Source organism: Leisingera sp. XS_AS12 (assembly GCF_041224635.1).
GTDB lineage: Bacteria > Pseudomonadota > Alphaproteobacteria > Rhodobacterales > Rhodobacteraceae > Leisingera.
The window spans coordinates 105,354-119,047 of record NZ_JBGFGM010000087.1; the positions used below are offsets into that span (position 1 = coordinate 105,354).

At 65.5% G+C, this 13,694-nt stretch carries 13 protein-coding genes; 2 read left to right on the forward strand and 11 right to left on the reverse strand.

Annotated elements, in window-relative coordinates; all coding sequences use genetic code 11:
- Positions 1-29: 29 nt before the first annotated feature.
- Positions 30-977, forward strand: a complete 948-nt coding sequence (locus AB9K35_RS08875) for a hypothetical protein (RefSeq protein ID WP_369925419.1) — start codon at positions 30-32, stop codon at positions 975-977.
- Here the strand turns inward: AB9K35_RS08875 and AB9K35_RS08880 are convergent.
- The 6 genes from AB9K35_RS08880 to AB9K35_RS08905 form a co-directional block, all read right to left on the reverse strand.
- Positions 961-1,842, reverse strand: a complete 882-nt coding sequence (locus AB9K35_RS08880) for a hypothetical protein (RefSeq protein ID WP_369925421.1) — start codon at positions 1,840-1,842, stop codon at positions 961-963. The two genes, AB9K35_RS08875 and AB9K35_RS08880, sit on opposite strands and share 17 nt — an antisense overlap.
- Positions 1,843-1,935: 93 nt before the next feature.
- A complete protein-coding gene (locus AB9K35_RS08885; RefSeq protein ID WP_369925423.1) occupies positions 1,936-3,309 on the reverse strand; it encodes a hypothetical protein in 1,374 nt (457 codons plus the stop codon).
- 115 nt (positions 3,310-3,424) lie between these two features.
- Entirely contained in the window at positions 3,425-4,996 is a 1,572-nt protein-coding gene (locus AB9K35_RS08890; protein ID WP_369925425.1) for a class I SAM-dependent methyltransferase, read from the reverse strand.
- A 108-nt stretch (positions 4,997-5,104) separates the two neighbouring features.
- Positions 5,105-7,396, reverse strand: coding sequence for a glycosyltransferase family 2 protein (locus AB9K35_RS08895; protein WP_369925427.1), 2,292 nt, complete (start codon positions 7,394-7,396; stop codon positions 5,105-5,107).
- 170 nt (positions 7,397-7,566) lie between these two features.
- Positions 7,567-8,280 (reverse strand): serine protease, encoded by a 714-nt coding sequence (locus AB9K35_RS08900; RefSeq protein ID WP_369925429.1) that lies wholly within the window; start codon positions 8,278-8,280, stop codon positions 7,567-7,569.
- A 538-nt stretch (positions 8,281-8,818) separates the two neighbouring features.
- Positions 8,819-9,283: a hypothetical protein gene (locus AB9K35_RS08905; RefSeq protein WP_222455116.1), complete on the reverse strand. Its 465-nt coding sequence runs from the start codon at positions 9,281-9,283 to the stop codon at positions 8,819-8,821.
- 397 nt (positions 9,284-9,680) lie between these two features.
- Between AB9K35_RS08905 and AB9K35_RS08910 the strand changes: the two genes are divergently transcribed.
- Positions 9,681-10,271 (forward strand): thymidine kinase, encoded by a 591-nt coding sequence (locus AB9K35_RS08910; RefSeq protein ID WP_369925432.1) that lies wholly within the window; start codon positions 9,681-9,683, stop codon positions 10,269-10,271.
- Positions 10,272-10,306: 35 nt separating this feature from the next.
- Here AB9K35_RS08910 and AB9K35_RS08915 read toward each other — a convergent pair whose 3' ends face one another.
- The 5 genes from AB9K35_RS08915 to AB9K35_RS08935 form a co-directional block, all read right to left on the reverse strand.
- The gene (locus AB9K35_RS08915) at positions 10,307-11,260 is read right to left on the reverse strand and encodes a 2-hydroxyacid dehydrogenase (RefSeq protein ID WP_369925434.1); all 954 of its coding nucleotides are present in this window, start codon (positions 11,258-11,260) and stop codon (positions 10,307-10,309) included.
- Between the two features lies 1 nt (position 11,261).
- Entirely contained in the window at positions 11,262-11,600 is a 339-nt protein-coding gene (locus tag AB9K35_RS08920) for a tRNA-binding protein (protein WP_222455113.1), read from the reverse strand.
- Positions 11,593-12,408 carry a pyrroline-5-carboxylate reductase gene (gene proC / locus AB9K35_RS08925; RefSeq protein ID WP_369925436.1) on the reverse strand — a complete coding sequence of 272 codons (816 nt, stop codon included), beginning with the start codon at positions 12,406-12,408 and terminating at the stop codon, positions 11,593-11,595. Before proC ends, AB9K35_RS08920 begins: the two co-directional genes overlap by 8 nt.
- A gap of 40 nt (positions 12,409-12,448) precedes the next feature.
- Positions 12,449-12,949, reverse strand: a complete 501-nt coding sequence (locus AB9K35_RS08930; RefSeq protein WP_222455111.1) for a YbjN domain-containing protein — start codon at positions 12,947-12,949, stop codon at positions 12,449-12,451.
- A 409-nt stretch (positions 12,950-13,358) separates the two neighbouring features.
- Complete coding sequence (locus AB9K35_RS08935; RefSeq protein ID WP_222455110.1) at positions 13,359-13,607, reverse strand: accessory factor UbiK family protein; 249 nt, start codon at positions 13,605-13,607, stop codon at positions 13,359-13,361.
- Positions 13,608-13,694: the final 87 nt, after the last annotated feature.

The window sequence follows — 13,694 nt, forward strand, 5'->3', positions numbered from 1 at the left end:
CCCGCCGGGCCCATGCCTGGCTGCGCCGGATGATGGGCCTGCTGCAGCTTGCGGCCCGCCACGGTCGCGCCGCCCTGGTCATGGGGCTGCTCACGGGGCTGCTGCTGCCGGACCTGGCGGCCAGGTTGCAGCCCTGGCTGCCACACATGGTGGCGGCGCTCCTGTTCCTCAACGCCTACAGGATCGGCTACAGCCGGGCCGTCGGCGGCCTGCGGGACGGTCTTGATACCCTCTGCGCCGTGGCGCTGCTGCAACTGGCGCTGCCCTTGCTGGCCCTGGCAGGGGCTGCGCTGCTAGGCCTTGCGGAAACCCCGGCCGCCCTGGCGCTGGTGCTGATGCTCAGCGCGCCGTCGGTGACCGGCAGCCCGAACATCACCGCCCTGCTGGGCCACCCACCCGAGACCGCCTTTCGCCTGCTGATCCTCGGCACCGCCCTGATGCCGCTGACGGTGATCCCGATCATTCTGCTGATGCCGGGTCTCGGCGAGCTTGACCACCTCGCGGACGTGCTGCGCGCGGCGGGGCGGCTGGTGGCGACGATTGGCCTGGTGGTCCTTGCCGGTTTCCTGCTGCGGCGCCTCACGCTGCCGAACCTGCGGCCAGATCAGGCCACCGCGATCGACGGGCTGACGATGATTGCACTGGCCGTGATCGTGATCGCACTGATGTCGGCCCTGGGCCCGGCCCTGGAGCAGCAACCCTGGCTGGTGCTGCAATGGATGGGATTTGCACTGGCGGCCAACCTCGGCCTGCAAATGCTGACCTATGCGGTGGTGCGCCGCCGCGCGGGCAGTGGCGCGGTGGCCGTCTCCGTCGTGGCCGGCAACCGGAACTTCGCCCTGTTCCTGATCGCCCTGCCCGCAGCCACCACCGAGCCTTTGCTGATCTTTCTAGGCTGCTACCAGGTGCCGATGTACCTGACCGCCATCCTGATGCGCCGGTTCTACAGCCGCGCCGCCGTCAGCTCAGAAAGGTGACGCCGGGCATTCGCCGGATCAGGTCGGCATCGGCCTGGTAGGTCTCGCTCATATGGTCCACCAGCGTCTGCGACCATCCGGGCAGATCGATTTCTTCCTCGACCGCGTCCTCGCTGTAGTAGTAGGTCAGGAACAACTCCCGCACCCGCTCGCGCTGCGCCTCGCTGAGGCCGGGGCGGCTGGCCAGATAGGCTTCCAGCCGCTCGTACCCCGCCTCCGAAATGATGCCTCGGGTGATGTCCAGCTCCCCGGAGAAGCGGAAGCTGTCGCCCAGCCCGGTCACATGGCCCAGGATGTTCGGCCAGATCACCGGCGTTTCCTCGTTGCACCAGACGGTGATCGGGCACTCCGGGTTGCGCATCCGGATATCGGCAACCACCTCCGACCAGCGCAGGTTCAAGAAGTCCGCCTTGCCCGCGAACTCCTGCCAGGTACGGCTCGATTGCGAGCGAAACACCGGCCCGATCAGGGTGGCGGGATTGCGCAGCCCCAGGAAGAAGGCGCAGGGGTTGTCGGGGAACAAGCCCCGCAGCGCCGCCGCATTGCGCCCCGCATTGCGAAACAGCCGCCCCCCGCTCAGCATCCAGGCCGGCACCCCCAGGAAGCTGGAGCTGGTCAGGATCAGCCGGTCAACGTCATTGTCCTTGACCAGATGCGCCAGCAGCGCATCCCGCTCCTGGTCGGTGACAAACTCCTGGTCCTGCTTGCGCAGCATGTCGGTGACCGCCTTCATATAGGTCCCGGGTCGCCGGATCATCACCCCCTGCTCCAGCAGCCGCGCCGCATCCTTGCGCAACGACCAGGTCAGCTGGCCATTGTCGGTGTTCGGCGCTCCGATGTGAAAGGCGATGGTGATGTCGCGCATAGTGCCGTTTACCTCAGTCCCTGTCTGGCCGGGCGGGTGGCGGCCGATCTTCCGCGGCGGCCCGGCCTTTTGCATCGCATAAGCCTTGGATGATCACAACCGCTGGCGCAGGCGGCGGAAATACCGATCGTCCCGTTGACGCAGCACGTAATCGCAGACCTTGCGCGCCAGCTGCGGATGGCCGCGCTCCAGCGCCAGATTGGCCAGTTCCCGCTGATAGCGGGCAAAGCCGTGCCGCCGCCGCAGCAACTGGCGGAAGCGCTGCGGCGTCAGTGTGCCATTGATCGCCCCCGTGGCGATGTCCTGCAGGATCCCCATCTGCTGCAGCGAGGACCCCAGCCGGTGCCCCAGCAGGGGGCAACGCCAGAACGTGACATTGCTCCCGGTAAAGCGCGCCGCATGGGCGGCGTCGGGGGCCACATAGGGGTCATACATGACATGCACCTCGCCCGCCGCCTGGCTGGCCAGCGCCGCATCGCCGAAAGGCCCCGAGAAATCCCGCTCCCACACCTTCTTGTAGCGCATCTCCCAGGGCACCAGCCGCTTGTCCAGGGTCGACTGCGGGCTGATCGCAAACACCGTCGATCCGGGCGCCGCCGCGGCATAGGCCGCCGCCGCATAGCCACCCATGGAGGCGCCATAGAACACCACCCGCTCGAAGCGGTCGAAAAAGCCGCTGTCCCGCAGCGCCTCGAACTTGGCGGTGACCTCCGCGTGGCGAAACCAGGTCCAGCCATTGGCCATCACCCCCAGCATCGACCAGCCCTGCGCCTCGATGAAGCTGAAGCCCCAGGGCCGCCGGTCATCGCGCTTGGTCATCGCGATATCGAGATTGTCGAAGGTCACGACCAGCGTGCGCCCGCGCGGCATGAACAGGAACGAGTGCTCCTCCAGCTCGTCAAAGAATCCCTCGCCCCCTGCCAGCCTCCGCGCCAGCGCCGACCATTCGCCGGAGGGCGGCTGCAGCTCCTGCGGCTCGGCCGACAGCACCGCCAGCCCGGTCCGCTCGGCCTCCGGCGCCAGCAGCGTGTTGCAGCTGCCATAGGCCTTGAGAAACGGATAGCTGCCCGAGCCCTTGCGGATCTCGATCACCAACCGGCTGAGCGGATGCAGCGCCTGGTCAAGCAGCGGTTTGATGTTCTGGATCTTGTGGCGCACCCCGAAGCTGTTCAAGGCGAGGATCACGTCATAGGGGTGCGAAGGCACCGTGCTGCCCTGCACATGGATCGCGTCCTCGTCCACGCCCGCGGCAACCAGCCGGTCCCGCCACGCCTGCAGATCCTCGGGTTGCGGCGACACCGGCCGCCCCTTGCGGTCCAGGCTCACATACTCGACCCGACAGCCATAGCGACGATGCAGCAGCGCGGACAGTTCTGCCGCCTGACCGTTGATATCGGCAACGCGGCGCACCTCGTCGACGTCCAGCTCCGGCAGCACCGATCTGAAATCCAAATGCTCCGCGATCATTGCGGCCTCATATCCTTTCTGCCTGCCCGGCAGGGGCAAGCCACTTTCACTACGCGCTCGGCACAGCGAGGGTTGCGCGCGACCTTAACCGCAAAAGGTTAACAGCCTGCCCCGATCAGCTGTCGGTGGCGCCGACCCGTGTCAGCACCGTGGAGTATTTGCCGTGTTTCTCCAGCACCTCCACCGCGCCAAAAGCCTTCATCGCGCCGATGCCTCCCGACCCCTTGCGGATATCCAGCACGATCCCGCCACCGGCGTTGACCTGATTGGCGAACATCGCCTCGTAGGTGCTGACCGGATAGTGAAATCCGCACGACGCGAGGCTGACGACCAGGTCGACAGGCGCCAGCCCGGCAGTGTCCTGCTTCTTGGGGTTGATGGTGGTGATCTTGTCAGTCGGCACGCCGTTCTTCTCCAGGAAGGCGCGTGCGGTCGCCAGGCTGGTATAGCCGGCGCCCTCGCCCTGAAAGCCGAAGTGACGGCCATTGCCCTCCTCGATATCGATCAGCACCAGCTCGCAATCATAGCGCCGGTGCAGCAGCAGGCTGGCAAAGGCATAGCCGCAACCGATGTCGGCGGCGCGCCTGGGGGCGATGTCATCGGTGGCCTTCAGGAAGAAACCGCATTCCCGCTCGGCGATGCGAATGGACTCCGCCAGAATATGGTCGCGCTGCGAGCGCGCCTCCTCAAGCAGCAGCTGCTCGTCCCCGGCCATCCAGTCCCGGATGGTCTGGCCTGAGGTGGCCAGTTCGGAGCGCTGCAACAGGATATTGGCCACGTCCTGATCGCTGAACATCGAGAAATCCAGCGTCGCCGGATCGATTGCGGGCATGGGCACCTCTTTCGCTTCAGGGCTGGCTTGCAGCAGGTGACGGGTCGTCTCGGCAGTGATGCCGTGTTTCTTCAGGAGGTCATCCACGTAACAGCCCGGCGCCGGGACACCGCCGTATTTGGCGGTAATGTTGCGAAACCGGCGGCCCCAGAAATGGATCGAGAGGGTATCGTCCCGGATGAAGCCGCGGGCCTTGTTGGCACGATTGGGGTTCAACACCACCCCCGCCAGCTTGAACGGCACCGGGTAGATCACATGTCCGGGGCGCGACTGCGCCACCTCGCCGGTGTCCTGCAAGAACCACGTCAGCGCGTCCGGCCCCCAGACACCCCAGGGCAACAGCGACACATGCACCCCCTGCCCGGCATCCTTCAGCGCCTGCAACTCGGCTTGCTTCTCGGCGCTGTACCAGGGCGGGACCGGGTATTCATCGCTGGTGAACTGCAACATCGCCTTCAGCGTCTTCGACGTCTTCGGCAGCCGCAGAACACCGTTGTTCACCATCGGCTTGTCGTCGGAGATCCAGCCGTGGAAGTGCTTGCCCCTGATGTCCCAGGGCTGGCAGCAATAGGCGTCGGTGTCGGCCCAGATATAATCGGTCTGCCGCAGCAGGTGCAGCCGGAAGACATCGGCGTGATAGGCCGGGCTGCCGGTGCGGGCATGGCGGATGATGCGATCGGCGGGCAGGATCTCGTTGGCATCGGCGATCTCGACCCCGTCCGGCACACCCTGAACGCTGTCATAGGTGTAAAGGATCACCGGGTGGCCGTTGTCGACAAAGGACTTCAGGCACAACTGCTCCAGCCAGCTCAGCTCCGGCCCGACCCAGAGCGACGCGATGGTGGGAAGTCCCATGTTTTCTGCCCTTTAAACAATCCACGAATACGCCCCTAGACGTGCTGAAACTTTATGGCGAATTTTAGACCCCGGCAGAAAAACCTGTCAAATCGGCGCGCCCGGCCCCTAGTGGGTGGTCTCGCCGCGCTTCACGGTGAACCAGAAATCGCTGCCCGGTGCCTTCTCGGCGATCTCCTCCGGGATCACGCCCGGCCCGCTGAGGAACACGTTCGCGCCGAAATGCGCATGCAGCCGTGACAGTTTCTGCAACCGCTCACTAGTCAGCTCCTGAAACAGCGTCAGCATGTCGTCACGCTGCTTCAGCTCGGCGATCTTCTCGCGGTGCCTGGCGCAGGAGTACGCATGCGTGGCGGCAATCTCGGGGTCGGCCATCAGCCGGGCCAGCTCCGCCTCCAGCGCCGGGATCATCCGCTGGATCGAGCGTTCCTCCTCGGCGTTGTTGTTCATGCGGAACCAGTAGGACAGCCCCTGGTCGCGGTCGACATGGTTGACCCGGCCGCGATCCCGCTTGACCAGGAAGCTTTCGGCACTGCGCACGGCATAGTGGTTCAGCTGCACCAGATCATAGCCGTAGGTCGACAGCGAGGAGCGCCAGCCGTTGCGGTACATCTCCCGCGGCATCGGCTTGCCAGAGCCGTTGACCCAGCGGATGTCCTGCCACAGCTGCGGCTTCAGCCCCTTGGGGCGGTGCACGCCCAGCTTCTTGAAGATGCCATTGTTGCGAAACAGCGTCTTGAACCCCCAGGCCTGATGCGGCTTGCGGGTCACTTCATGGGCGCAGCGGGTGAACTCGCGCAGGATCAGATCGCCGGTAAAGTCACGCACATCATTGTTGCCGAACAGCCGCCAGGTCATCGAGATCATGTTGGCGTCGCCCACCGCCGCGAACAGATCCTCAAGGCGCCCCGCGCCGCATTTGATATTGATGAACTCGTCCACATCCATGCAGACCACCCAGTCGGCATCGCGGATGACAGGCTCTTCCTCGGCGGCCTGCAAGGCAGCGTGCTGCGGTTTCAGATCGGTGCTGCGGAACGGGTTTTCGCGGTGCTGCACCAGCCCCTTGTCCTGCAACAGCTGCAGCATCGTATCGGTGCCGTCGGTGCAATCGTTGGTGTAGATCAGGAAGTCGTCCACCCCGATCACCCGGTGATAGGCCAGCCATTCCAGAATGAACGGGCCTTCGTTCTTCATGGTGGTGACGATGACAGTGCGCCCGCGGCCGCCTGCCGGTCGCTGCAAACGCTCCTCGGGGATGCGCACGGGCTTGGCGCCGAAATGGTCGTGTGCCAGTTCCAGCAGCTGCGGTGTTTCCACCAGGCTGGTCTTGGGCACGATCTCCGAGATGCTCTCGGTCGGGTGGCGCAGGGCCATGCAGCGGTAGAACAGCGCCACGTCCTGCGCGGCAGGCGCAACGCCGACCACCCGCACCAGGCGCCAGATACAGTCGCGCGGCACCTTGCCCGGCGCAAGGCACCAGCGCGGCCGCAAGGCATCCGAGTCGAACTGGGTGCAGATGTGGTCGCCAAACCCCGCGGCACTGTCCAGCCGCAGCCGCCACGGGTAGGCCTGCACCCCGCCCAGTTGCACACAGCCCGAGGCCGATTGCACGGCCCGGTCAAAGATATTCGGACCCTCGTCCGGTGCCAGCAGGTCGAAGAGGTCGATATTCGCCACCGCCCGGGCCTGCTCCAGAAAGCGGGCACGCAGGATCTCGTAGATCAGAAACTCCCCCAGCGGCGCCCGCCACGGGTCGGCGGGCGGGATCTCCATGCGATCCTTGCCCGGCGCACCGGGCACGTTGAACGGATGTGCCTCGGCGGGCAGGTCAGGCTTGCCCAGCGGCAGCCTGCAGCGCACCACGATCACCCGCTCCAGCCCGGCGATGTCCTCGACCAGCGCCCGCAGCGCGGTGGCGAAGTCGCGGCTGGCCGACGGCTCGGCGCGATCAAGGATCACCGCTGCCTGCATGCCATGCCGCGCAGCGTGATACGTCAGCCAGTCCGCCGCGATTTCCGGCGTCTCGCCATTGCGCACCGCCACCAGCACGTTCATCCCGGCCAGCAGGTCCGTCTCGGCAGGCTGCAAGGGCACGCTCCAGGCGCCGTCATCGACCCGCACCGTCACCGGCTGGTCGCAGTCATCGACCGCGGCCTCGAACACCGGCGCGCCGCCAAAATTGTGCTGGGTGACCGCCGCTTCCCGCGCGCCCTGCCCGACCTCCAGCCCCAGCCCTTCGGCGCTGTCCGCCGAGCTGAAGAACACCCGCGCCACGGCCGCGTCACGGCCGCCGGTTTGTACCACCGCATCCAGCACCCGTGCCCGACCAAGGGTCAGCGCGCTCAGATCGCGTTCAAGAATCCTGCCTTCGCGGGCGGTGGGGGCCGGTCTGGTCATTCTGCAGCTGTCCCTCTGGGCGGGTTGGCCGGACCGCGGGTGCGGTGGGCAGCCCGTTCATAACGCGCTCCGCTCCGGGTCGGAACCGCGAAGCCATCGCGGCCGACCCAGAGCCCGACCGCGATTGATAAAATGGCAACATCCCCTGCCCCGCCCGACGGCGGGGCGCGTCAGCCCGCCGCCTGCATCAGCGAATGCAGCGAGTGGTTGAGACCGGTGGCAATCGACACCCGCTTGCCCCCCATCCGCGCCTTGGCGGAAATCACCGAGACCAGCCGCGGCGGCCGCCCCGGCAGCAGTTGCAGCACCGGCGACCCTGACGCCCCGAAATCCACCCGGCAGGATGTCACCATCATGCTCTGCCGGGAGGACAGCACCCGGCAGGCATTCTGTCGGCTGGGGGTCGTCGCCTGATGATAGGTGTAGGACAGCACATCCACCGTGTCACCGCGCGAGGGCGCCGCTGCCAGCGACAGGGGCTGGATCCTCTGCGGGCTGATCGGCCGGTCAAGGCGGAGCACCGCCAGGTCCACGCCGCTCTGTGCCTCGCCGCCGCTGCGGTGATCGTAACCGGGGTGCAGCACCGCCTTTACCACCTGCCGCGCGGCCTTTGACTGGCGGCCCACCAGCCCCGCCTCGAACTTGATACGCCGCGGATTCACAGCCCGCCCGTTAGTGGGGCTGTACAGGCAATGCGCCGCGGTCAACACAAGGTCGGGCGCAATCAGACTGCCTGTGCACATGCTGCGACCAGAGATATTCAGCCGGCCGACGGCCTCCCACCCGGGGACGGATTGCACCGGGGCCGGACGGCCCTCGGCCTGGGCCGCGCTACTGGCGGCCAACATGGCGACAGCAGCCGCCATTCCCATAAAACGTCTCATCACCCACTCCATTTTCCATGCTCTCATCGTGGGTGACGGCTTGGGCCGGAATGCGGCCTGCTGCGGTGCCGCGCTGGCAGAAACATGGGCAGAATGAGGCAGGGTTAACAAAGTCTTAAACCGCCACCCGCCGCGCAGGCCGAGAGCGCCAAAGCCCCTTGTTTTCTTAATGAACCAGTAAGATTTTATGAAAAACCATTGAAAAGGCGCGGAAAATGCCAGCGTTTTCGTTAGGAGATCGATTGCGGTTTTTCCCAGTTTTCCCGGTGTTTTCAGCGCTCACCGGTAACTTCGCGGCGCAAATGCGGCAGAATCGGGTCGATGTGCCCCTCGGCGAATTCCCCCTGAAGTTGCGGCCCGTGCCCAATTGTTTAACGCCCCGAAGCAGGCTGTTACCCGGCGTCAGACCCACGGACGGACCCGGTGTGCCGACACCGCCGGCGCAGACGCAAAAAGCCCCGGCACGATGGCCAGGGCGAAACACAGCTCAAATTGTCCGATCGCAGCGCCGCGCGACGGCTACGCGCGGCCTGGGGCCTCAGGCGCTCTCTTCTTCGAGATGCAGTTTCATGTCCAGCAGCACCTGCTGCAACAGCACCGTCTCGCGCAACAGACGCTTGGCCTCGTTCACGGTGATGATGCCATCTTCGATCGCGGCCTGGTATTCGCTCATCAATTGGGCAAAGCGCTGGCTCAGCGCGATCACATCCGCATTCACCCCGCCGCTGCGACCAGTCTCCTGGGCGGAACCATTGCCGTTGTAGGACAGGGTGATGTTCTTGAGGTCAGCCAGCGCCGAGGTCACATGCGGGTAGGACGCCGCCCCTTCCAGCCTGGCGACCGCATCCACCGGCATGAAGCGATCGGCGTGTTCCGCATTGTCCGAGTAATACCGCCCCAAGGTCGCCTTCGACTTGCCGGTAATCTGGCAGGCGGCTTCGATGCCGACATCCTTCACCAGCGCCTCGGTGTGCTTTTTCAAATACGTCCCAATCTCAGCCATAAAAATCCTACCTGGCACGGTCGCTGCTCCCGATAGGGGAACTCAGCGGTTAATTTCCCATTTCTGAGTTGTAGAGGAATTGCGATACCTTATCCATCCCTCAGGTTTTTGAGGGATTTAGCGAGTGACATCGTGCAACAGCTTTCTGTTGTTCAGTGTGAGGCAGGATGGGTGAGTGACATTCTGCGCCAAGGGCAATTGGTCTGCCCGGAACCAGTGCCTTCCGGGGCGATTGATGCGGCATCACAGGGGAATTTGTTCCACCCCGCCGCGTCAGCCCCGGCGGGCCTTCTCCGCCCCGCCTCCATGGTCCCATCCCACCCCGCGCGGGTCGCCGATTCCCGCAAAGCGGCAAGTTTGGGTTTTCCCCATCCGCCAGCGCAGCTAAACCCTCCTCATGGCCAAGCTCTATTTCCACTACTCCACCATGAACGCGGGCAAATCGACGGTGCTGCTGCAGGCATCGCACAACTACCGCGAAAACCACATGGAAACCTACCTGCTGACCGCGCGCCTCGACGATCGTGCCGGCACCGGTCGAATCGCCTCGCGCATCGGCATCGGCCAGGACGCCGATACCTTCGCCGAGGGCGATGACCTGTTCCAGCGCATCAAGCAGCGCCTGGATCGGGGACCGGTGGCCGCGGTGTTCGTGGACGAGGCGCAGTTCCTGTCCCCTGACCAGGTCTGGCAACTGGCCTGCGTGGTCGACGATCTGCGGGTTCCGGTGCTGGCCTATGGCCTGCGGGTGGATTTCCAGGGCAAGCTGTTTCCCGGCTCAGCCACGCTGCTGGCGCTGGCCGACGAGATGCGCGAGGTACGCACCATCTGCCATTGCGGCAAGAAGGCAACCATGGTGGTGCGCCAGGACGATCAAGGGCGTGTCGTCACCGACGGCAACCAGGTCCAGATCGGCGGCAACGAAACCTACGTCTCGCTCTGCCGCCGCCATTGGCGCGAGGCCGTGGGGCAAGCCGCCGAGAGCTGACCCCAGCCCCGGCGGCACCTCGTGTCCGACGGGCGTCAGACCCGGTTCGGCGGCACGGTACCGGCCTTAAAGGCCGCCACATTGTCGAGCGCCATATGCCCCATGTTGCTGCGCACCTCCTCGGTGGCGGTGCCCAGGTGCGGCAGCAGGGTGACATTGTCCAGCTCCCGCAACGCCTGCGGCACCGCAGGCTCGAACTCGTAGACATCCAGACCCGCGCCGCCGATCCGACGCGCCTGCAGCGCGGCGATCAGCGCCGCCTCGTCCACCACCTCGCCACGGGCGATGTTGATCAGATGCGCGTGGGGACGCATCGCCGCCAGCACCTCGGCGTCGATCAGATGCCGGGTCTCGGCGCCGCCGGGCACCGCGATCACCACAACATCCACCGCTTTCGCCAGGGCGATCAGGCTGTCCGCGCGCTGCGCCGGAAAGTCCAGATCCTTGTCCGAGCGCGCCATATAGGACACCTGCATGCCAAACCCGAAATGGCAGCGCCGGGCGATGGCCTGACCGATGCGGCCCATGCCGACGATGCCCACGTGCTTGCCCGTCACATGCAGCCCCAGCAGCTGGGTCGGATGCCAGCCCTGCCAGTCGCCACTGCGCACCAGCCGCTCCCCTTCCGAGGCCCGGCGGGCCGACATCAGCATCAGCGTCAGCGCCACATCGGCGGTGGCATCGGTCACGGCACCGGGGGTGTTGGTCACCTCGACGCCCGCCGCGCGCGCGGCCTCGGCGTCGATATGGTTGTAGCCAACACCGAAATTGGCCAGCAACTTGCAACGCGGCTGTTCCGCCCTGGCAAAGATCTCGGCCGAGAACAGGTCACCCAGCGTCGGCACCACCGCGTCGAACTCTGCCAACGCGCGCAGCATTTCCGCCTCGCTCATCACCTCGGTGTTGCCGCGGATTTCCACCTCGGGGAACTCCTCGCGCGCGCGCGCCTCGACGGCGGCGGTCATCGGTCGTGCGATCAACAGTTTCATCTCAATGCATCCTTCCGCCCAGCGGCACCTTTCCATCGGGGCCGATCAGATGGATCTCGCCCTCGGCATCCGGCAGCCCGAGGACCAGCACCTCGGACATGAACCGGCCGATCTGCCGCGGCGGAAAATTCACCACGGCCAGCACCTGCTTGCCCGGCAGGGTTTCCGGCGTGTAATGCGCGGTGATCTGGGCCGAGCTCTTCTTGACTCCGATCTCGTCGCCGAAATCGATCCACAGCTTGATCGCGGGCTTGCGCGCCTCCGGGTAGGGTTCCGCGCGCACGATCTCGCCCACGCGGACATCGACCTTCATGAAGTCGTCAAAGGAAATCTCAGCCACGCGCCAGCTCCCGCGAGCGATCCGCAGCCGCAGCAACCGCACGCTTCAGCAGCGCCGGGAAGCCTTCGCTCTCGTCCATCAGCACCTCAAGCGCCGCCTGGGTGGTGCCATTGGGGCTGGTCACGTTGACGCGCAACTGGCCCGGATCTTCCTCGGCCGCCTCCGCCAGCGCGCCGGCACCTGCAACGGTGGCCTTGGCCAGCTTCATCGCCATCTCGGCAGGCAGGCCCTGCGCCTCGCCCGCGGCGGCCAGGGTTTCGATCAGGTGGAACACATAGGCGGGACCGGAGCCGCTGACGCCGGTCACCGCGTCCATCTGCGCCTCGCTGTCCAGCTGCACGGTCTGCCCGACCGCCTGTAGCAGACCTTCGGCGCGCTCAAGGTCCTTCGGGCTCGCATAGCTGTTGCCGATCAGCGCGGTGATGCCACGACCGATCGCCGCCGGCGTGTTGGGCATTGCCCGCACGATCGGCGTCTCGGCGCCAAGGATGTTCTGGAAGGTCTCGATCGAGGTGCCCGCCGCCACCGAGATGAACAGCGTCTGGCCGTTGCCGTAGCTCTGCAAGGTCGGCAGGGCCTCGCCCATCATCTGCGGCTTCACCGCGATCAGCACGATACCGGGCGCCGCCGGCATCTTGGCATTCACGTTGACGCCGGTGGCCTTCAGCCAATCCGATGGGCGGGGATCGATCACCCAGACCGAGGTGGCCGGCAATCCGTTCTCCAGCCAGCCCGCTAGCATCGCCGAGCCCATTTTCCCGCAGCCCAGAAGCACCAGCCCGCGCGCGGCGATCTCCGTCATGTCCATAACAGCCCCTCCCCTTGATTTGTCAGGTCCGGGGCTAGGTTTACGCGCGGCCGTAGGCCTCTGCAATGGCGACCTGCAGGGCATCCGCGGGCTTGCGCTTCCCCCAGACCGCCAGCTGGATCGCCGGGTAGTAGCGCTCCGCATTGGCCACCGCGGCCTTCAGCATCGCGTCGATCTGCTGCGGGCTCGGCAATTGGCCGCCCGCCAGCATCAGCCCATAGCGGAACAGCATCAGCTTGTGATCGGCCCAATAGGTGAAATTGCCTTCCCAGCACTGGTCGTTCATGCAGTTGATCAGCTCATAGAGCCGCGGCAGCTCCGCCTCCGGCGGCTCCATCTCGAAACTGCAGACCAGCCGCAGGCACTCCTCGTAGCCCGACCAGGCCAGGGTCAGCGAATAGGTCCGCCACTGCCCCTCCACCGACATGGCAATCTGGTCATCGCCAACCCGGTCGAAATCCCAGTCGTGGTGCGAAGCCAGATGTTCGACGATGTCGATGGGATGGACGTCCTCTTCCAGCTGAAGCTCGGATAGTGCCATGTTTCCACCTCTCTAGATCCCTGACCCTGACGGGCGTGGCAGCGCCCCGCGGCCAGTTTTTATGTTGAGGCTCGGGGAGGCATCCCCGCTCCCTACTAGATATGGTGGTGCGGAATTGGGGTTCTGGCAACCCTTTATTTAGGGGATAACTGCAATAACTTGTGGACGAACTATCCACAGCCCCCTAGATGCCGGCTGGAATTGCCGGTGACGACAGAGGGCTCAAGAGCCGCGCACCGTCGGTCGGCACCCATATCTTGCACCATGGAACCGCCCCTGTCAGTTACGGAAAACCCCGCCACAGGCCCGGGGCCGTGACGGGGTCATTCTCTGCCGATCAGGACCTGCGCCGCACCAGCGGCGCGGCCGCGCCGCCCGGGGGCATCAAGGGGCCGGGACGGGTGAAGGCTCAGCCCTTGTTCGCGGTTTCCAGCGCGTCCAGCCGCGCCTTCAGCGCCTCGTTCTCCTCGCGCGCCTTCTGGGCCATGGCGCGCACGGCGTCGAATTCCTCGCGGGTGACGAAATCGCGGTCGGCCAGCCAGCGGTCCAGCATACCTTTCAATGCGGTCTCCGCCTCGTCCTTGGCGCCCTGGGCCACGCCCATTGCATTGGTCATCAGCTGGGAAATGTCATCCAGGATCTTGTTGCGGCTCTGCATCGTCTTCTCCGTGACAGGGTTGCACCTTATATGGGCAAGCATTGGCGCGGCTGCAAGCCGTTGACTTCCCTTACCACACAAAGGCAT